Origin of the sequence: Nocardiopsis eucommiae, from assembly GCF_965344335.1 — a bacterium.
GTDB lineage: Bacteria > Actinomycetota > Actinomycetes > Streptosporangiales > Streptosporangiaceae > Nocardiopsis > Nocardiopsis eucommiae.
Window position 1 is genome coordinate 147636 of record NZ_CBDRIY010000010.1, and the last position, 17951, is coordinate 165586.

Annotated in this window: 19 protein-coding genes; 9 read left to right on the forward strand and 10 right to left on the reverse strand. The window is 71.7% G+C overall.

Annotated elements, in window-relative coordinates:
- Positions 1 to 22: 22 nt before the first annotated feature.
- From ACRWK8_RS08730 to ACRWK8_RS08760, 7 genes are all read right to left on the reverse strand, one after another.
- Positions 23 to 1180, reverse strand: a complete 1158-nt coding sequence (locus ACRWK8_RS08730; RefSeq protein WP_431869466.1) for a copper transporter — start codon at positions 1178 to 1180, stop codon at positions 23 to 25.
- The gene (gene steA, locus ACRWK8_RS08735) at positions 1177 to 2349 is read right to left on the reverse strand and encodes a putative cytokinetic ring protein SteA (protein WP_378739114.1); all 1173 of its coding nucleotides are present in this window, start codon (positions 2347 to 2349) and stop codon (positions 1177 to 1179) included. The genes ACRWK8_RS08730 and steA overlap by 4 nt, the downstream gene beginning before the upstream one ends.
- Positions 2350 to 2528: 179 nt before the next feature.
- Positions 2529 to 4241 carry a DNA repair protein RecN gene (gene recN, locus ACRWK8_RS08740; RefSeq protein WP_378739111.1) on the reverse strand — a complete coding sequence of 571 codons (1713 nt, stop codon included), beginning with the start codon at positions 4239 to 4241 and terminating at the stop codon, positions 2529 to 2531.
- 48 nt (positions 4242 to 4289) lie between these two features.
- The gene (locus ACRWK8_RS08745) at positions 4290 to 5216 is read right to left on the reverse strand and encodes an NAD kinase (RefSeq protein ID WP_431869469.1); all 927 of its coding nucleotides are present in this window, start codon (positions 5214 to 5216) and stop codon (positions 4290 to 4292) included.
- 108 nt (positions 5217 to 5324) lie between these two features.
- Complete coding sequence (locus tag ACRWK8_RS08750; protein ID WP_378739106.1) at positions 5325 to 6125, reverse strand: TlyA family RNA methyltransferase; 801 nt, start codon at positions 6123 to 6125, stop codon at positions 5325 to 5327.
- A 30-nt stretch (positions 6126 to 6155) separates the two neighbouring features.
- Entirely contained in the window at positions 6156 to 6335 is a 180-nt protein-coding gene (locus tag ACRWK8_RS08755; RefSeq protein ID WP_378739103.1) for a hypothetical protein, read from the reverse strand.
- Positions 6336 to 6395: 60 nt separating this feature from the next.
- Positions 6396 to 7070, reverse strand: a complete 675-nt coding sequence (locus ACRWK8_RS08760; protein WP_378739100.1) for a coiled-coil domain-containing protein — start codon at positions 7068 to 7070, stop codon at positions 6396 to 6398.
- A gap of 188 nt (positions 7071 to 7258) precedes the next feature.
- Between ACRWK8_RS08760 and ACRWK8_RS08765 the strand changes: the two genes are divergently transcribed.
- The 6 genes from ACRWK8_RS08765 (at position 7259) to ACRWK8_RS08790 (ending at position 12934) form a co-directional block, all read left to right on the forward strand.
- On the forward strand, positions 7259 to 7606 hold the full coding sequence (locus ACRWK8_RS08765) for an SCP2 sterol-binding domain-containing protein (RefSeq protein ID WP_431869472.1): 348 nt from the start codon (positions 7259 to 7261) through the stop codon (positions 7604 to 7606).
- Positions 7607 to 7622: 16 nt separating this feature from the next.
- A complete protein-coding gene (locus tag ACRWK8_RS08770; protein WP_431869474.1) occupies positions 7623 to 8894 on the forward strand; it encodes a DUF1015 family protein in 1272 nt (423 codons plus the stop codon).
- 149 nt (positions 8895 to 9043) lie between these two features.
- Complete coding sequence (locus tag ACRWK8_RS08775) at positions 9044 to 9250, forward strand: hypothetical protein (RefSeq protein ID WP_378739090.1); 207 nt, start codon at positions 9044 to 9046, stop codon at positions 9248 to 9250.
- Between the two features lie 1035 nt (positions 9251 to 10285).
- Positions 10286 to 10531 carry a hypothetical protein gene (locus ACRWK8_RS08780; protein ID WP_431869476.1) on the forward strand — a complete coding sequence of 82 codons (246 nt, stop codon included), beginning with the start codon at positions 10286 to 10288 and terminating at the stop codon, positions 10529 to 10531.
- A 483-nt stretch (positions 10532 to 11014) separates the two neighbouring features.
- Positions 11015 to 11884, forward strand: coding sequence for an AAC(3) family N-acetyltransferase (locus ACRWK8_RS08785; RefSeq protein WP_431869478.1), 870 nt, complete (start codon positions 11015 to 11017; stop codon positions 11882 to 11884).
- A gap of 33 nt (positions 11885 to 11917) precedes the next feature.
- Positions 11918 to 12934: an HAD-IIA family hydrolase gene (locus ACRWK8_RS08790; RefSeq protein ID WP_431869480.1), complete on the forward strand. Its 1017-nt coding sequence runs from the start codon at positions 11918 to 11920 to the stop codon at positions 12932 to 12934.
- 5 nt (positions 12935 to 12939) lie between these two features.
- Here the strand turns inward: ACRWK8_RS08790 and ACRWK8_RS08795 are convergent, their stop codons facing one another.
- Positions 12940 to 13338 carry a single-stranded DNA-binding protein gene (locus ACRWK8_RS08795; RefSeq protein WP_431869482.1) on the reverse strand — a complete coding sequence of 133 codons (399 nt, stop codon included), beginning with the start codon at positions 13336 to 13338 and terminating at the stop codon, positions 12940 to 12942.
- Between the two features lie 185 nt (positions 13339 to 13523).
- Here ACRWK8_RS08795 and ACRWK8_RS08800 point away from each other — a divergent pair, with 185 nt between their 5' ends.
- Positions 13524 to 14528: an MBL fold metallo-hydrolase gene (locus tag ACRWK8_RS08800; protein WP_431869502.1), complete on the forward strand. Its 1005-nt coding sequence runs from the start codon at positions 13524 to 13526 to the stop codon at positions 14526 to 14528.
- A gap of 83 nt (positions 14529 to 14611) precedes the next feature.
- On the forward strand, positions 14612 to 15550 hold the full coding sequence (locus ACRWK8_RS08805) for an N-acetyltransferase (RefSeq protein ID WP_431869484.1): 939 nt from the start codon (positions 14612 to 14614) through the stop codon (positions 15548 to 15550).
- A 69-nt stretch (positions 15551 to 15619) separates the two neighbouring features.
- On the opposite strand, the gene ACRWK8_RS08810 is transcribed toward ACRWK8_RS08805, so the two are convergent.
- Together ACRWK8_RS08810 and ACRWK8_RS08815 are read right to left on the reverse strand one after the other, a co-directional pair.
- Positions 15620 to 16021 carry an NUDIX domain-containing protein gene (locus tag ACRWK8_RS08810; protein ID WP_431869486.1) on the reverse strand — a complete coding sequence of 134 codons (402 nt, stop codon included), beginning with the start codon at positions 16019 to 16021 and terminating at the stop codon, positions 15620 to 15622.
- A 62-nt stretch (positions 16022 to 16083) separates the two neighbouring features.
- Entirely contained in the window at positions 16084 to 16800 is a 717-nt protein-coding gene (locus ACRWK8_RS08815) for a tetratricopeptide repeat protein (protein WP_431869488.1), read from the reverse strand.
- On the opposite strand from ACRWK8_RS08815, the gene ACRWK8_RS08820 reads away from it, so the two are divergent.
- A complete protein-coding gene (locus ACRWK8_RS08820) occupies positions 16768 to 17736 on the forward strand; it encodes a hypothetical protein (RefSeq protein WP_431869490.1) in 969 nt (322 codons plus the stop codon). The genes ACRWK8_RS08815 and ACRWK8_RS08820 overlap by 33 nt on opposite strands.
- Positions 17737 to 17951 lie beyond the last annotated feature (215 nt).

Consider the following 17951-nt stretch of genomic DNA (forward strand, 5'->3'; position numbering starts at 1 on the left):
GTGGCGGTCGTGCGCACGGGCCTCACTCTCCGCTCCGGGGCGCCTTGCGGCGGGCCTCGTCGTTGCCGGACCCCGCCGCCGCCTCGGCGTCGGTGTCCGCCTCGGTCTCGGCGGTCTCGACCGGCCCGGGCAGCGGGTCGGGCAGGAAGCCGACCACACCCTCACCGATGCCGTACGGGGAGCCGGAACCGCCGAGGGAGTCGGCCAGGGCGAGGACGGCGACCACATCACCGGTGGGTCGCCCGGCCACGTCCACCGTGGCATGGGTCCGTTCCTGGGCCCGTGCCTGGGCGATCACACCGCCCGGACGGCCGGAGTCGGCTCCCCCGGCGAGGAGTGTGGGGCCGACCTGCTGGTGCAGGGCCGCGGTGAAGCTGGTCAGTGCGGTGTTGACGCGTTCCTGGTCCTCCTCGGGAGCGTTGGCGGCCGGGGCCACCACGACCACGGTGTCGGCCGACTCCGCCGGGGACCCCTCGACCGTGAGGAGCCCGCCCTCGGAGAAGGCGGACAGGACGGCGGCCGCGTCGTGGCCGGTGTCCCGGTCACCGTCGCCCTCACTCTGGCTCCGGCTCTCGGCCCCGTCCTCGGAGTCGTCGGACCTCTCCTCGTCCCGGCCCTCGGAGTCCTCGGACCCGCCAGCGTCCTCGGAGCCCTCGGCGCCCTCCGTCTCCGTGTCGGCCTCGGACGGGACCGCCAGCGCGTGTCCGAGCGCTGTTCCGGCCTTGTCGTAGGGGTTGCCGGAGAGGTCACCGGGATCAGCGGCGGTCTGGAGGGCGAGTTCGTCCACGAAGGTGGCGCTGCCGCTGTCCAGGAACGCCTCCTCGAACAGCAGACGACCGACGACCGATCCGCCCGCCTCCTCCACGCGCCCGCCCAGGGACCGCACGACCTCCTCGTCGGCGCCGGGCGCCGCGACCAGGACCACCTCGCGGTCGAGCAGCCGGTCCTCCAGGACGTCGGCGGCGACGGCGTCGGTGAACTGGTCCGCCCCGATGTTGAGCTGTTCGGAGTCGTCGCGCTCGGCGCGCAGCTCCTCGCTCTGTCCGCGCAGGTCGGCGGTCTCGGACTGGAGGGTGTTGAGCAGGGGGTCCTGGAGCATCGTGGTGCCCAGGACGAGTCCGACGGTGAGCGCGAGGAACACCGCGACGATGGACACGAGGTGATAGCGGAAGTCGATCACGTGAACAGCCCCGTCATCCAGTAGACGAACGCGTCCCAGCGCGCCGCGAGAAAGGTGAGATAGACCTGCCCGGCCGGCGAGCTGTAGGCGGCGACCAGGATGGTGAGCAGGCACGCGGCCACCAGGCCGAGCAGTGCCCACGGAGAGATGCGGGAGCGGTAGAGGCGGCTCACGCCCTTGGCGTCCACCAGCTTCCCGCCGACCCGCAACCGGGTGAGGAAGGTGCTCGCCATGCCCGAGCGCCCCTTGTCGAGGAACTCCTCCAGGGTGGCGTGGGTGCCCACGGCGACGATGAGGCTGGCACCCGAGCCGTCCGCGAGCATCATCGCCACGTCCTCGCTGGTGCCGGTCGCCGGGAAGACGACCGCCTCGTGGCCCAGGTCGGTCAGGCGCTGGAGTCCGGGGGCGCGGCCGTCGCGGTAGGCGTGCACCACGAGTTCGGCACCGCTGGTCAGGGCCTGGTCGGAGACGGAGTCGAAGTCCCCGACGATGATGTCGGGCCGGTAGCCGGCCTCCATCACCGCGTCGGCTCCCCCGTCCACGGCGATGATGACCGGCCGGAACTCGCGGATGTAGGGCCGCAGGGCGACGATGTCCTCGCGGTAGTGGTAGCCGCGCACGACGATCAGGACGTGGCGCCCCTCCATGGAGGTGCCGATCACGGGGATGCCGATGCCGTCCAGCAGAAGGTCGCGCTCGCGCTGGAGATAGGCCATGGTGTTGGCGGCGAAGGCCTCCAGCTGCGTGGCGAGCCCGGCGCGGGCCTCGGCCATGGCGGCGGCCACGCTCTCCTTGTCCTGGCGGGTGCCCCGGGCGACGACCTCGCCTCCCCGGTAGAGGGTGGCGCCCTCCAGCCGCAGGCGTTCCCCGTCGTGGACGCGGGTCAGGACCTCGGGGTCGACGTCGTCCACCAAGGGGATCCCGGCCGCCACGATCATCTCGGGCCCCTGGTTGGGATAGCGTCCGCTGATACTGCGGGCGACGTTGATCACCGCCGAGACCCCGCAGCCCACCAGGGCCTCGGCACTGACCCGGTCCAGGTCGACGTGGTCGATCACGGCGATGTCGCCGGGTCGCAGCCGTTTGGTCAGGTTCTTGGTGCGGCGGTCCGAACGGACGGGCGCGACCAGCCCGAAGGGGACTTCCGCCCGCGAACGGCGGAATCGCATTGTGGCTCTGAGCGCATCCGATACCTTCATCGGTGGCATACTGTCAGAACTCGATCACGGTAAGTCACTACAGGCGACCGGACGGCGTTTTCTGGGCAAATCAACCCAGGGCGTGACTCCGACGGTGCCCGCGCCCCTCGGACACGGGCACCGCGAGGACGACCCCTCCGCGCCCCTGGTCAGCCAGCCGGGTAGGCGCGGTCCGGATCGGCGTTGTCCAGCAGCTCCTCCGCGTGCGCCCGACCCAGCTCGGAGTCCTCCAGTCCGGCGAGCATCCGCGAGAGCTCACGCACGCGCCCGTCCCGGTCCAGCCGGACCACGCCGCTCTCCGTCACCAGCCCCTCGGTGGACTTCTCCACCACCAGGTGCGCGTCCGCGAAGGCCGCGACCTGCGGCAGGTGCGTGACCACGATCACCTGGGCCAACCCGGCCAGGCGGGCCAGCCGTCGGCCGATCTCCACCGCGGCCTTGCCGCCGACACCGGCGTCCACCTCGTCGAACACGAAGGTCGGCACCGGGTCCGCCCCGGCGAAGACCACCTCGATCGCCAGCATGACCCGGGACAGCTCACCGCCCGAGGCACCCTTGTGCAGGGCCAGCGGCGGCGAACTCGGGTGCGGGGCCAGCAGGATCTCGACCTCGTCGCGCCCGTGCTGCCCGAACTCCTCGCCCGTGGTGATGCGCACGCTCACCCGCGCGTGCGGCATCGCCAGCGCGGTCAGCTCCTCGGTGACCGCCGCCCCGAACCGCTCGGCGGCCCCGGCCCGGATCTCGGTCAGCTCGGTCGCGGCCTCGTCCATCCGCGCGTACAGCTCATCGGCCTCGGCACGCAGACCGTCGATCCGGTCGTCGTCGCCCTCCAGCTCCCCCAGGCGCTTGGCCGCGGTCTCCGCCCAGGCCAGGACCTGGTCCGTCGTCTCGCCGTACTTGCGTGAGAGCTGGGTCAGCAGGGCCCGGCGCTCCTGGATCACGGCCAACCGGGCCGGGTCGGCGTCCACCGACTCCGCGTAGGAGGCCAGTTCGGTGGCGGCGTCGGTGAGGATGTAGGACGCCTCGTCCAGCCGGTCACCGATGGCGGCGAGGTCGGAGTCGTGCTCACGCACGGCGCCCACCGCCTGACGGGCCGCCGACAGCAGCCCGACCACGTCGGCCTGGACCTCGGCCGCGGCCGGATCGCCGGTCAGCGCCTCGTGAGCGGTGGTCGAGGCCACCCGCAGTCCGTCTGCGTGCGCCAGCCGGGTCTCCTCCGCGAGCAGCTCGGCGTCCTCACCCGGCTGGGGTTCGGCGGCCGCGATCTCCTCGACTCCGAACCGCAGGAGGTCGGCCTCCTGGGCGCGCTCACGGGCCCGCTCCACCAACTCGTCGAGCTCGGCGGAGACCTCCCGGTGGCGGCGGTAGGCGGTGGTGTAACGCTTGATCGCCTTGGCGAGGTCGTCCCCGGCGAACCGGTCCAGCGACGAGCGCTGACGGTCCGAACGCAGCAGACGCTGCTGGTCGGACTGCCCGTGCACGGCCACGAGGTCGTCGGCCAGGTAGGCGAGCAGGCTGACCGGGGCCGAACGGCCACCCATGGTCGCCCGCGACCTGCCCTCGGCGGAGACCGCGCGGGTGAGGATCAGGACGTCGTCGTCGATGTCGCCCCCGGCCTCCAGCACCCGGTCGGCCACCCGGCCGCCCCGGGGCACGGTCAACCGTCCCTCGACGACCGCGCGCTCGGCGCCCGGACGGACCCGCTGGGGATCGGCGCGCCCACCGAAGAGCAGTCCCAGCCCGGTGACGACCATGGTCTTGCCCGCGCCGGTCTCACCGGTGACGACGGTCAGACCCGGTGACAGTTCCAACACGGCGTCGTCGATGACACCGAGGCCTTGGATTCGGACTTCTTCGAGCACCGATCCCTCTCCTGATAGTTGACGCCCTTTGCTTGCGACGGCGCTGGATCAGCGTCCGTGTGCGGCCCGTCCCCGCCACCCCGTGACCGGGAGGCCGAACTTGGCCACCAACCGGTCGGTGAACGGCGCACGGTGCAACCGGGCCAGCCGGACCGGCGTATCGGCACGGGTGATCTCGATTCGTGCTCCCACGGGCAATTCGACCATACGCCGTCCGTCACACCAGAGCACGCCCGGTGTGGTCTCCGGCAGGATCTCCAGCGCCACCGTCGCCTCGGGCCCGACCACCAGGGGCCGCGCGAACAGGGCGTGCGCGCTGATCGGCACGACCAGCAGCGCCTCCACGTCAGGCCACACGACCGGGCCTCCGGCGGAGAAGGCGTGGGCGGTGGAACCGGTGGGAGTCGCGCACACCACGCCGTCACAACCCCAGCTGGACAGGGGCCGCCCGTCCACCTCCAGGACCATCTCCAGCATGCGGCGCGAGTCCGCCTTCTCCAGGGTCGCCTCGTTGAGCGCCCAGGAACGCACCGGCGGGGCACCGTCGCCCCGACCGCCGTTGAAGACCGCCACGTCGAGGGTCATCCGTTCCTCGACCACGTAGTCGCGGTTGACGACGCTGTTCACCGTGGCGCCCAGGTCCTCGCGTTCGGCCTCGGCCAGGAAGCCGACGTGCCCGAGGTTGACCCCCAGCAGCGGCGCGCCCGCCGGGCGGGCGAGCTCGGCGGCGCGCAGCAGGGTTCCGTCCCCGCCGAGCACCATGACCAGCTCCACGCCCTGAGCGGCCTCCGCCGCCTCGACCGGATCCACCGGAGACAGGACGCAGCCCGAGTCCGCCAGCTCCTCGACCTCGCTCTTGAGCATCCGGACGGTCAGCCCCGCCGCGCTCAGACGCGCGTGGACCAACTGGGCACTGCGCACGGCCGCCGGCCGACCGGTGTGGGCCAGCAGGAGAACGCTGCGTCCGCTGGTCATCGCCGTCCCCTTACGTTCGCTTCCCACGGGAAGCCTGGTGCTGGCCGGGTGCTCGACCGCACCCGGCCGGGTCACGTTACCGGACTCCTGCGACAGGAGGCCACGCCCTCAGGAGGGCCCCTCCTGGATCGCGCGCTCCAACGCGGCCGGGTCCAGCGGGGCGGCCCCGGCCCGCATCCAGAGGAAGTACTCGACGTTGCCCGAGGGACCCGGCAGGGGGCTCGCGGTCACGTCCACGACGCCCAGCCCCAACGTCAGGGCGTGCGCGGCCACGTCGGAGACGGCCTCGGCCCGCAGCCCGGGTTCACGGACCACACCGCCGGCGCCCACCCGGTCCTTGCCCACCTCGAACTGGGGCTTGACCATCATCGAGAAGTCGGCGTCGGGGGCCACCGACGCACGCAGGGCACCGAGCACCAGCTTGAGGGAGATGAACGACAGGTCCCCGACGACCAGGTCGGGGCGGGGCTCACCGACCATCTCGGGAGTGAGCTCGCGGACGTTCACCCGCTCCATCACCCGCACCCGGTCGTCGCTCCGCAGCGGCCAGGCCAGCTGACCGTAACCGACGTCGACCGCCGTGACGTGCGACACCCCGCGCCGCAGCAGGACGTCGGTGAAACCACCCGTGGACGCCCCGGCGTCCAGCGCCCGGCGTCCCCGCACGTCCAGTTCGAAGGCGTCCAGCGCCCCGATGAGCTTGTGCGCGCCCCGGGACACGTAGGCCGGTTCCTCCGAAGGCGTGCGCACCACGACGGGTTGGTCGGTGCCGATCTGGGTCGCCGCCTTGGACGCCACCATGCCGGAGACCAGGACGAACCCGTTCTCGATCAACTCGGCCGCCTGGCCCCGGGAGCGTGCGTGACCTCGGCGGACCAGTTCCGCGTCGAGCCGACTACGTTTTGCCATGGTCACCTAGGGTACCGGCCGTTCCGCCCACTATCGGGAACCCCGGGCGTTCTGTCCCAGCGCGCCCAGCACACCCGACAGCTCCTGCTGGAGCGTGTCGAAGACCGCCACGTGCTCATGGGTGGGCAGTTCGTCCAGTGCGGCCAACCGTTCCCTGGTCGCGCCGAGGGTCCGCTCCGCCAGTGCCTCGGCCTGCTCGCTCGGATCCATCGCTCCCCGTCCCTTCACCCACCCGCGCGGGCGCCGGTGCTCCGGCGCCCGGAACGGACTCTACTTCTTGGCGCCCTTGCCCTTGTTGGTGCGCTTGGCGGTCGAACGCGTGCGGGTCGTCCTGGGCTTGGGCTTCGCCGCGCCGTCGGGGGCCTGGTTCCCGGAGTCGTCGCCCTTCGCGCCGTCACCGTCCGCCACGGCCGCCGTCTCCTCGGCCGCGGCCTCCGGCGGCGCGCTCTCGCCCTCGCCGGACTCCGGGGCCGTCTCAGGCACCACGGGCACCGGGGCCTCCTCCGCCGCCTCGGGTTCGACGCGCGCCACGGGCGCCTTCTCCTCCACGGGCAGCTCCGAGGAGGCGCCACCACGGGGCTCCAGCACCCGCTCCACGGCGTGCCGGGCCGCCATCCGGCGCTCCAGCTCCGCCACCCGGCGGACCATCCGCTCGTACTCCGCGCGCGGCACCATGTCCATCTGCTCCAGCGCGCCACGGACCTCGGAGCGCACCAGTTCGGCCACGGCCGCACGGTTGGCCTGACTGGTCTCGATCAGCTCGCCCGCCAGGGTCTGGATGCTCTGACCCACCCTCGGCGGCGCCTCGCCCTCCGGGACGACCACGGTGGGCGTCGCCCCGTTGGCGCGCAACAGGGTCTTGGCAGCCGCGACGGCCTGCTTGCGCGAGAGTTCGGTGAGGCCATTGGCGGCGTCCAGATAGGTGCGTACCGCGTCGACGACCATGATGACGTGCTCCTTGAAGGGACCGCAGGAGGAAAGGGAAGGAGGGCGCAGGGAGGGAGGGGCCTCGTGCTCCAGGGGGGTTCGACGCCAACGCTACCGGGAGCCGGGCGCGTGTGGCACGCAAACGACGGAGCCCACACCGGGCGCGACCTCCGGAGGGCGTCCGGCACATAGGGCATCATGAGCCCATGAGCAGCATCGACGCGTGCCTTGAGGGCATCGCCCGGGCGAACGAGCGCATTCTCGCCCAACCCCTGGACCGACGCCGGGAACACATCCGCGAACGCACGGTGCGCGTGATCGTCCCCGACCTGGAGACGGCCTTCGACATGCGGCTGACCGTGGACGGGCTCACCGACGTCACCCCCGGGCCGCTGGTGGCCTCCGGGAGCGCGCAGGTCCGGGTGACCGTGACCAGCGACGACCTCGTCGCCCTGGCCGAGGACCGCCTGGACCCGGCCGTGGCGCTGATCACCCGTCGGCTGAAGGTGGACGCCACCCTGAGCGACATGCTCCGCCTGCGGCGCGTCCTCTGACGGGTACGTTGCTGTGATGTCCCGCCAACCACTCGTCCTGGCCCCCTTCCGCGGGCTGCGCTACGCGGCCCCCGATGTCGACCGCTTCATCGACGGTGTCCTCGACATCTCACGCCTGCTGGCGCCGCCCTATGACATCCCCGACGCGGACGAGGCACGCGAACTCCAACGCTCCGACCCCCACAACGCGGCGAGGGTCACACTGCCGTTCGAGCTCTCCCGGCAGTCACCCGAGGACGCCGCCTCCCGGCGCTACCGGGCCGCCGCCGACCTCCTGCGGAGCTGGATCACCGACGGGGTGCTGACCCTGGACGAGGAACCGGCGCTCTACGTCTACGAGCAGGTCACCGCCGACGGCCGGACCCAACGGGGACTGGTGGGAGCCCTGGGGCTGCCCGACGACGGGCCCGACCCCGCCGTGCGCCCGCACGAGGACGTGGCCGCCCCCCCGGTACGCGACCGCTTCCGCCTGATGGAGGTGGCCCGCGCCAACCTCGAACCGATCTTCCTGCTGTACCGGGGCGGAAACGGCGCGGCCTCCACGGCCACCGAGGCCACCACCTCGCGTCGGCCGCTGGTCTCCACGCGGACCCGCGACGGTTCCGAGCACCGGCTGTGGGCGGTCACCGATCCCCGCATCCAACGGGAGATCACCGGCGACCTCGCCGGACGCTCCGCGCTGATCGCTGACGGGCACCACCGCTACGCCGCCTACCGGCGCCTGCGCCAAGAGAGCACCGACCCGGGTTGGGCGCACGGACTGGCCCTGCTCGTGGACAGCGACACCCACCCACCCCAGCTGGGCGCCATCCACCGCGTCCTGCCCGGCCTGGACACCGCCGAGGCCCTGGCCGCCGCCCGGACCGTGGCCACAGTGGAACCGGTCACCGAAGCCGACCCGGCGCTCCTGGAGGAGAGGCGGGCCCCCGCTCTGCTCCTGGTGTCGGCCGAGGGCGACGCCCACCTGGTGAGCGGGTTCGACGAGGCCGTGCTCCGGGAGGCCATGCCCGACCACTCCCCCGACTGGCGCCACCTGGCCACGGCCGCGCTGCACGAGGTGCTCCTGCCGCTGTGGAACTTCCCGGAGGAACAGGTGCGGATGATCCACGACGACCCCGCCGAAGCCGAGGCCGCCGCCCGCGAGGAGAAGGGCACGGCGGTGATCGTGCCCCCGCTCCGCGTGGAACAGGTCTACGCCGTGGCCGACCGTGGCGAGCTCACCCCCCGCAAGTCCACGTCGTTCGGCCCCAAACCCCGCACGGGCCTGGTCATGCGGGTCCTCGACTGACCGGTGACCTCTCCGAAGGACACAGGGCTCCCCTTCCGTGCCACCCGACGCCAAATCGTTACGATGAGTCGTGCGGTAATCACCATGAGTGGCCTTCGGTGGTGTTCTGCTCACCTGGAGGGATGCCGGGGCCACGGACGGGAGTGTCCATGCACGACGACAGCACACGTACCAAGGCCCCGGCACGGCCCGTGGGCAGGATCGCCGGAATGGCCCTGACCATGTCGGCCGTCGTACTCCTGGCCGCTGGCTGCCCCGCCTCAGGCGGCGGCGGTGGTGGCGGAGGAGGGTACGGGACCGTCGACGGGGAGACGCAGTCCGAGAAGTCGGCGGACTCCGCGACCGACCAGAAGTAGGCGACCGCCCCGGGGTCACCTGGTGCCCGCACCCCGGGGCCCACACCCGACACACGGACCGCGCGAATCCCTCCGCAGCAGGGACCGGGACACCACCCGCCGCTGGCTCACAGCCCAGTTCGGCGCGGACGCCTCCCTCGACGTCCTGGAGGGCGAGGCCGACGCCGACCAGGTCACGGCCTGGTTTACCTATCGATCACCGTCAATGCCCGACTGCGCGCGCTCTCCTTGGCGTGGTGGTCGAAACAGGGGTGGCTCACCGGCGAACCCCTGCGGCGGCTCCCCTGTCGCCCGGTCCCGCTGGACCGCATCCGAACGCTGACCCGCGCCGTGGTCTAGGAGCTGCTCGTCCGCGAGGGAGTCGCGCTCCGGGAGAAGACGTTGTGGCGGCTGCTGTACGAGTCGGCGGCCCGAGCGTCGGAGGTCCTGGAGCTGAGCACGCCGGGGGCCGGGTACCACCGAGCGCAGCGAGGCTCGGCAACGGTACCGGGTGACCGGGTGGAGCGACGCAGGAGCGGAAGCCGCAGCTCCCGGTGGCGCGAAGGGTTGGCGTCCCCGGCATCGGTGTGCTGGTCCTTGATCACTGATGGGTGAGGGGTTGCGGCCACGCCACCTGGAATTCCAGCCCCAGCAGACCCGTACCCGACCGGCTTCCCCTCCCCATCCTCGGTTCCCGAGGTCCTCCGGAGGCACGCGTGTACCGGGCCAGAGCCCGCGTCTTCTAGGACCAGGGCGTCGTGGAGACGGGGACCGCAGGCGGAAGATGTCGGACGAACAGCACAAGCCGGTGACCTGTTGTGGCCAATCGCTGCGGAGTGTCACTGACAGGTGGTACTCAGATCCCGTTCCCTCTTCCCCCTGAGTGTTCGGAGACACCTGTGGCCCCACGCAACTTCAACGGGCAGTACTCGGACTGGCCGTGGACCACGGCCGTCATCATCTGCCTGGTGATCCTGGCTGCCGCCATCAACCGCTAATCGGGAGGCCAGGATGTGCCATTACTGCGACCGCAAGATCGGGAGGCGCAAGGACGGCTTGCGCAAGAAGCACTACATCAACGAGCGCTCAGGCTGGGGATACCGGCTCAAGGAATGCCGCGGTTCCTCACCTGATGGAACTGTTCCGTACCACCACACGAAGACCGTGGCCAACCAGCGGCGCAACGGCCGGATGAAGTGCCTGGCCTGCGACGAGTGGGTGAAGTTCACCCAGGCGTTCGTCCCAGTGAAGCACGCTGACCTGCGGGGCAAGGTATGTGCGGGGTGGAGCGACAACCAGTAGCCCGCTCCTTTGCGTCGTAGATTCTCGTCCTGGAGGACGACAGTGGCCCCGTACCGAACGCTGGTAAGGGGCCACTCGAATACGCGTAGAGCAGGGGCTGCTGCTTCTGGCGGCGCTGGGCCCGTTCGACGGCGGCCGCCAGTCGGCGAGCGGAGGCGCGATCGGCCTCGTTCACGTCTTCGGAGCGCCCGGGCGCGGCATCCCCACAGCGGCGACGGCGGCCGGTCACCGGCCTCCTCGCCAGAGCCGTAGCCGGTGCGGTGCGGGTTTGCACGGGCCTGGTGGACGCCCTGGTCACGATGGCGCAGGGCGTCCATGTCCTCGGGGCGTTATCTCCGCTTGAAGTTCGATGGCTCATCCTCACGAACACCCTGGGAATCGCATCATGCCACGGCCCAGCGACCGCCGAAACCCGCTGGCCTCGTGGGGAACCCGCTGGGAAAATGACCGGAGTCCCCCGTGTCCACCAGCACAGGAGCTCTCGTGTCCACCCCATCCCCCTCTCCGTCGGACGGGCCGCGAACGGCGGCCTCCCTCGCGATGCACCTGGCCCACCTGGGAGTGCGTCCCGGTGACACCCTGCTGGTCCACAGTTCACTGCGCTCCCTGGGATGGGTGTGCGGCGCCGACCAGGCGGTGGTCCAGGCACTCCTGACCGCCGTGGGGCCCACGGGGAACCTGGTGGTGCCCACGCAGACCATGGGAAACACCGATCCCGCCAGCTGGGTGAGTCCTCCCGTGCCCCAGGCCTGGTGGGAGACGATCCGCGCCGAGGCCCCCGCCTTCGACCCCGCCATCACCCCCAGCTCCTACATGGGACGGATCCCCGAACGCGTCCGCACCTGGCCCGGCGCGGTGCGCAGCGACCATCCCCAGACCTCCTTCGCCGCGCTCGGTCCGCGAGCGGCACACCTGATGCTTCCCCATCCGATCACCTCCGCGCTCGGTGAGAGCTCTCCCCTGGCCAGGATGGAGCGCGCGGGCGCGCGTGTGCTTCTGCTGGGTACCGGCTACGACTCCTGCACCTGCTTCCACCTGGCCGAGTACCGGGTCCCCCGGCCGAGGACGGAACCCTCCTCCTGCGCGATCAGGAACTCGGCTGGTCGACGCGAGTGGGTCACCTACACCGGTGTGGCCCTGGACGAGAGCGACTTCCCACGGCTGGGCGCCGAGTTCGAGGCCACCGGCGCCGTCACCCTCGGACGTGTGGGTTCAGCGACCGCCCGGCTGTTCTCCCTGGGGGACGCGGTCGACTTCGCCGTCGGGTGGCTCACCGAGCACCGCCCGGCTGCGACGGAGCCCACATCCGCGTCCCGGCGGCGGGAAGGCCCCGGCGGCCTAGCCTGGAGATGACCTCTCCCGCCACAAGGAATCGGACCACACACCATGTTGCAGGCCGCTGACCGCCCGCTCAACGAGCTCCACGACGCGATGCTCCTCGATCTGGACGGCGTGGTCTACATCGGCCCCGCGGCCGTGCCCGCCGCGCCCGAGGCCGTCGGCAAGGCCCGTGCCGCCGGAGCCCGGGTCGCCTTCGTGACCAACAACGCCGGACGCACGCCCGCTCGGATCGCGGAACACCTGACCCAGCTGGGGGTCCCCGCCGCCCCCGAGGACGTGGTGACCTCCGCTGAGGCGGCGGCGCGCCTGGTCGCCTCCCGGTTCCCGGAGGGGTCCGACGTGCTGGTGGTCGGCGACACCGGGCTGCGTCAGGCCGTGCGCCGGATGGGGCTCCGGCCGGTCACGGTCACCTCGGACTCGGTGGTGGCGGTCGTGCAGGGCTATTCACGATCGATGACCCGGGACCTCCTCGACCAGGGCACCCTCGCGGTCTCGCGAGGCGCGTTCTACGTGGCCAGCAACTCCGACGCCACCGCGCCCACCGAGTGGGGCGTCACCCCCGCCAACGGTTCCTTCGTGCGGGTGATCGCGCACGCCACCGGGGTGGAGCCCGTGGTGGCGGGCAAGCCGATGCGCCCCCTCCACGAGGAGGGCATGATGCGCACCGGCGCGAGCAACCCCCTGATCGTGGGAGACCGGCTGGACACAGACATCGAGGGGGCCACCGTGCACGGCGCCGCCGGTCTGCTGGTGCTGTCCGGGGTGGCCACGCCCCGCGACGTCCTGGCCGCTCCCGCCCACCAGCGCCCCCGCTACCTGGCGTGGGACGTCTCCGGGATGAACGAGCCCCACCCGGGCCCGGTGCGCCGTGTCGACGGGGACACCGCACGCACCGAGTGCGGGGGATGGACCGTCACCTCGGTCCGGGGAACGGTCCACCTGACCGGGGAGGGCGACCGGTTGGACGGCCTGCGCGCCCTGTGCGCGGCGGTCTGGGCCGACGAGTCGATCGACCCCGCCAGGTCTTCGGCGGCCGAGGCCCTGGCCACCCTGGGCTGGTGACCGGATCACCGATCCGCCTCCCGGACGCGCGAGGCGGAGTCCGCCTCCACCTCCAGCACGCTGTGGATTCCGTTCCAGCCGCGCCAGGTCCGGCGGCGTAGTTCACCGGTCACCCGGACCACGTCACCGACCCGCCACCCCTCCACCGCCGCGCACAGGCGCGGGTCGAAGGAGACGAGGGTCATCGAGTCGGCTCGGGCGCGCCTCCGACCGGGCACGTCGGGGCGGGCCACGCAGATCCGCCAGGTCACCAGCCGGTCGCCGCTGGGGAGCTCGCGTTCCGAGGGCGCGGCGGTGACCCGGCCGACGACGAAGACGTCGTTCCGGTGTCCGTCGGGGCGTTCCGTGAGGTCGGTTTCGGGGGTGGCGTGGTGGGCGGTGTTCGACGAGGTGGGTGTCGGCACGAGGGCACCTTTCCGTCCTGGTGTGCTGCTTCCAGGATCACCCGGGCGGGGTGGGGAGGGAAGGGAGTCTCCGGGGCTGTGGACAAGCGGGCGACCCCGCCCTCAGCTGCCGTGACATCCTTGTCCTAGAGTCGGGTTCGGTCCGTGGCGGACCACAGGACGCTTGAGGAAGAGGGGTGCCCGCCGTGCACGACGACGTGGACGTCAGCGGACTGCCCGAGGGGATCACTCCGCTCGGTGACGGGATCTACGCGATCGACACGATGCTCGCCGGTTATCCGGGGGTCGTCTCCGCCTACCTCATCCGTAGCGAACGACCCTGCATCATCGAGGTCGGCACCGCCGGTTCGGCACCGGTCCTGCGTGACGCCGTCATCCGGCTCGGCCTGGCCCCCGAGGACCTCGCCACCATCGTCGTCACCCACATCCACCTGGACCACGCGGGCGGCACCGGGGACATGGCCGCCCTGTTCCCCAACGCCGAGATCGTCGTGCACGAGCGCGGCGCCCGCCACCTGGCCGACCCCAGCCGTCTGATGGCCAGCGCGAAGATGGTGTGGGGCGAACGGCTCGACTCCCTGTTCGGGCGGATGCACCCGACCGACGCCGTCCGGATCCGGGCGGTGGGCGAGACGGGGGAGATCGACCTCGGCGCGGGCCGCAAGCTCGTCTCCCACTACGCGCCCGGCCACGCCAAGCACCACATGGGGCTGGTGGACACCGGCACCGGTGACCTGTACGTCGGAGACGCCCTCGGCGTGTACAACCCCCTGACCGGAGACCTGCGCCCGGCCACCCCGCCGCCGGACTTCGACATGGACGCCTGCCTGCGCACCCTGCGCCTGTTCGGTGACATCGGTGCGCAGCGGCTCATGTTCTCCCACTTCGGCGCGCATGACGCCGTCACCGAGACCATCGCCCGCGCCGAGAGCGAACTCCGACTGTGGGTGGAGACCGTGCGCGACTCCCGGGACACCGGCGGGGACCTCGACCACGCCATCGCCATGGTGCGCGACAAGGTGATCAGCCGCTACAAGCCGCTCCCGGAGGGGACTTCGAGCGGGTCAGCCGCCATCCTGGACACGCTCAGCGGCCCGGAGGCCAACGTGAGCGGGATCGTGCACTGGCTGGACCGGCTCGCCCAGGAGCAGGCCGAGGCGAGGCGGAAGTCGGAGGAGAAGCGGGCCTGAGCCCTCGTCCGTGGGGCCGGGAGGCCTGGGAGCACCCCGAAATTCACGTGCGCGCCCGGTTCCGATCGGCGTAGCCTCCGGGCATGAGCCCCCTGATTCGTGACCTGCGCCCCGCGGACGCCCCTCAGGCCCACGCACTCATCCGCGCCTCCCTCCCCTGCCTGGTCCTCACGGAACAGCACACGCGGTGGCGGATGTCCCACCCGCTCCCGGGGATGGACGACACCCGCCTGGTCGCGGTGGAGGGCGAGACCGTGGTCGGACACCTGCTGAGTCGCCTGCAGACCAACGAGGACGGGACCCGCACGGGCCGCAGCTACATCGGAGCCCTGGCCGAGGACCACCGGAACGCCGACCTCGTCGAACGGCTCCTCACCGCCTCGGAGACCGTCCTCGTGGAGAAGGGCGCGACCACCCTGCGCGTGAACAGTGCGCAGGAGGGGGTCCAGGCCGGTGGCGAACTCTTCCGTCAGGCGGCCCGGGAGCGCGGGTACGAACTGCGGGAGGAGCACCACGTCCTCGGCCTGGACCTCGGTGGACTGCCGGACCTGCCGGAGACGCCGGAGGGTTTCGAGCTGCGACCGATGACCGACTTCGCCGACGACCCGCGACCGATCTACGAGCTCGACAGGGCCTGCGACGAGGACGAACCCGGTGAGCTGGAGGGCGACTTCGTTCCCTACGAGTCCTGGCTGCGCTCGGTCTGGGAGAACCCGCTGATCGATCTGGAGATCAGCATGGTGATGCTCCACGAGGGAGCCCCGGTCTCCTTCTCCGCCTACATGTCCGATCGGGACACCCGTGTCGGGTCCTCGATGACGGGTACCCGGCGCGGGTACCGGGAGCGCGGGCTGGCGAGGTGCGCCAAGGTCTCCGCTCTGCACCGGGCTCGGGAACGGGGCATCACTCACGCCTTCACGGAGAACCACGTGGACAACCAGCCGATGCTCGCCATCAACGACCGGCTCGGGTACGAGGCGGTCGGCGTCGAAGGGGTCCACGTCAGGCGTGTGGGTTCGTGAGGTCGGCCCGCGCGTGCGAGGTCGGCATGTGGGCCGGTCTCGCCGTGGGTGTGCGGTGCCCGGGACGCCCTAGCGAGCCCCGGGCAGTCCGAGCACACGCAGGAGGTACGCGTACAGACCGTCCGCCCAGGAGAGTTCGTGCTCCGGTGGAAGCTGGTCGAAGGCCCGTGCCTCGACGGTCTCGTACTCACCGCCGAGGGGTTCCAGCGCGCTCACACGGGCGTGCGTGACCACGGTGGTGTGGCCGTCCGACAGCACGTAGTACCCGAGCGGCCGGAGGTCGGCGAGGGTGGCCCCGGCCTCCTCGTACGCCTCCCGCCGGGCGGTGGCGCACAGGTCCTCCCCGCCCTCGCGGTGGCCGCCGGGAAACTCCCAGGCCCGCCGCCGATGGCGCACCATGAGGGGGCGATCCCCCAGGTAGGTCAGGCACACCACCGAGTCGTACCGTTCGGGGACCGACCCCAGGTACACGACGGCGCCGCCGAGTGGCTCCGGGCCACTCGGCGGCGCTCCGTCACGGTGTTCCGAGGGGGTCAGCCCCGGTCCTCACGTCCGCCTCGGCGGTCGTCACGACGATCGTCGCGGCGGTGGTCGCGACCCTTGTCGTCACGGCGCTCACGGGAGGCGGTGGCCTCGGCCTCCGCCGCGGCCTCGTCCGCCTCCTCCTCGACGTCGGTCCAGACGACGCCGTCCTCGACGTCGCTGTCGACCAGCTCCACACCCTCGATCGCGGCCAGACGCTCGTCCGCGTCGGTGACGCCCTCACGGTCCACGGAGGATGCGCGCGCGAAGTACTCGCGGGCATCCTCCTTGCGGCCCAGCTCCTCCAGGACGTCGGCGTACGCGTAGAAGAGGCGCGCCACGTAGGGACGGGCCCGGCGCTCCTTGAGCTCCGGAACCTGGAGCTCGGCCAGGGCCGCCTTCACGTCACCCATGTCACGGCGGGCACCGGCGGCGACGATCCGCAGCTCGATGCGCTCGTCGGCGTCCAGGTCCTTGGCCGCCGGGTCGTTGGTGATCTCCAGGGCACGCTCGGGGCGTCCCAGACCGCGCTCACAGTCGGCCATGATCGCGAGGAAGGTGTCCCGACCGCTCATGCGGCGGGCCGCACGCAGGTCGGACAGGGCCTCCTGCCACTTGCCCACGGTGTACGCGGCGATACCCGAGGCCTCGCGGACCGTAGGCAGGCGGGAGGCCTTGCGACGCGCGTACGCGGCGTGCTTGTAGGCACGCTCCGGGTCCTCGTCCACCAGGAGACCGGCCGCCACGATGTGCTTGCCGACCAGCTCGGCCAGGGTCTTGGGCAGCGAGTGCAGGTCGCGCTTGGTGTCCTTGTCCAGCTGGTCGTAGGTGGCCTCGTCCGGCAGCGGCGGAGCGATGTCGGCCGGGTCGCGGTCGTCACGGCGATCATCGCGTCGGTCGTCACGGCGGTTGTCCCGCTGCGGACGGCGGTCGTCCCGCTGGAAGTCACGGCCCCGACCGCCGCGGTTGCCGCCACGGTCGTCCCGCCCGTCACGGCCACGGAAGTCACGCCCGCCGCCCTGGCGGTCGTCGCGCCCACGGTAACCGCCACGGTCGTCACGACGGTCGTCACGCCCGCCGACCTGACGGTCCCGGTCGCCACGGTAGCCACCGCGCTGGCCCTCGCCGCCACGGTATCCGCCGCGATCGTCTCGACGCTCACCACCGGGACCACCGCGATAACCACCACGGTCGTCTCGGCGGTCGCCGCCGGGGCCGCCACGGTAACCGCCACGGCGGTCATCGTTGCCCCGGAAGTCACGGCCGCCACCACGGCGGTCGTCGTCGCGCCTGGCGCCACGGTCGTCACGACGGTCGTCGCGCCCACGGTATCCACCGCGGTCGTCGCGGCGCTCACCACCGGGGCCACCTCGCTGGCCGCCACGGTCATCGCGGCGGAACCCGCCACGACGGTCGTCGCCACCACGGAAGTTGCGGCGTTCACCGCCGCCGGAACCGCCCCTGTTGTCGTCCCGGGAGCCCCTGTAGCCAGACCGGGGACGGGAATCGTCACCGCGCCCGCGACCGCCAGGCTCACCGGAGCGGCTACCGCTGTGGTCGTTTGCTCCGGAGTCCTCGCGGTCTCCCGATCGGCTGTCCTCAGTCATCCAACCCGTCCGTCAACACTCAAAAGCGCTGCCACCTTGAGCAGTAGCAGCGCGTAGTAGCACTCGTATCCTCCAGCTTACGACATGGCGTAGGCGCACATCACCAAGCCGCAGCACACGACGATGTGACCCGCGTGTGTGGTTGTCCACAGCCCCCCGTGGCCGCCCCTGACAGCCCCCACCCCAAGCGCCTAACCTCAATACCAGGGGAACCCACGCCTGCGCCCACACAGGGCTGCCCACACCAACATTCACAAACGCACAAACCCAGA

Coding starts and splice junctions, on each gene's coding strand:
- steA (WP_378739114.1), bottom strand. CDS start 2,349: ATGCGATTCCGCCGTTCGCGGGCGGAAGTCCCCTTCGGGCTGGTCGCG.
- ACRWK8_RS08745 (WP_431869469.1), bottom strand. CDS start 5,216: ATGACCAGCGGACGCAGCGTTCTCCTGCTGGCCCACACCGGTCGGCCG.
- ACRWK8_RS08750 (WP_378739106.1), bottom strand. CDS start 6,125: ATGGCAAAACGTAGTCGGCTCGACGCGGAACTGGTCCGCCGAGGTCAC.
- ACRWK8_RS08755 (WP_378739103.1), bottom strand. CDS start 6,335: ATGGATCCGAGCGAGCAGGCCGAGGCACTGGCGGAGCGGACCCTCGGC.
- ACRWK8_RS08760 (WP_378739100.1), bottom strand. CDS start 7,070: ATGGTCGTCGACGCGGTACGCACCTATCTGGACGCCGCCAATGGCCTC.
- ACRWK8_RS08765 (WP_431869472.1), top strand. CDS start 7,259: ATGAGCAGCATCGACGCGTGCCTTGAGGGCATCGCCCGGGCGAACGAG.
- ACRWK8_RS08770 (WP_431869474.1), top strand. CDS start 7,623: ATGTCCCGCCAACCACTCGTCCTGGCCCCCTTCCGCGGGCTGCGCTAC.
- ACRWK8_RS08775 (WP_378739090.1), top strand. CDS start 9,044: ATGCACGACGACAGCACACGTACCAAGGCCCCGGCACGGCCCGTGGGC.
- ACRWK8_RS08790 (WP_431869480.1), top strand. CDS start 11,918: ATGTTGCAGGCCGCTGACCGCCCGCTCAACGAGCTCCACGACGCGATG.
- ACRWK8_RS08805 (WP_431869484.1), top strand. CDS start 14,612: ATGAGCCCCCTGATTCGTGACCTGCGCCCCGCGGACGCCCCTCAGGCC.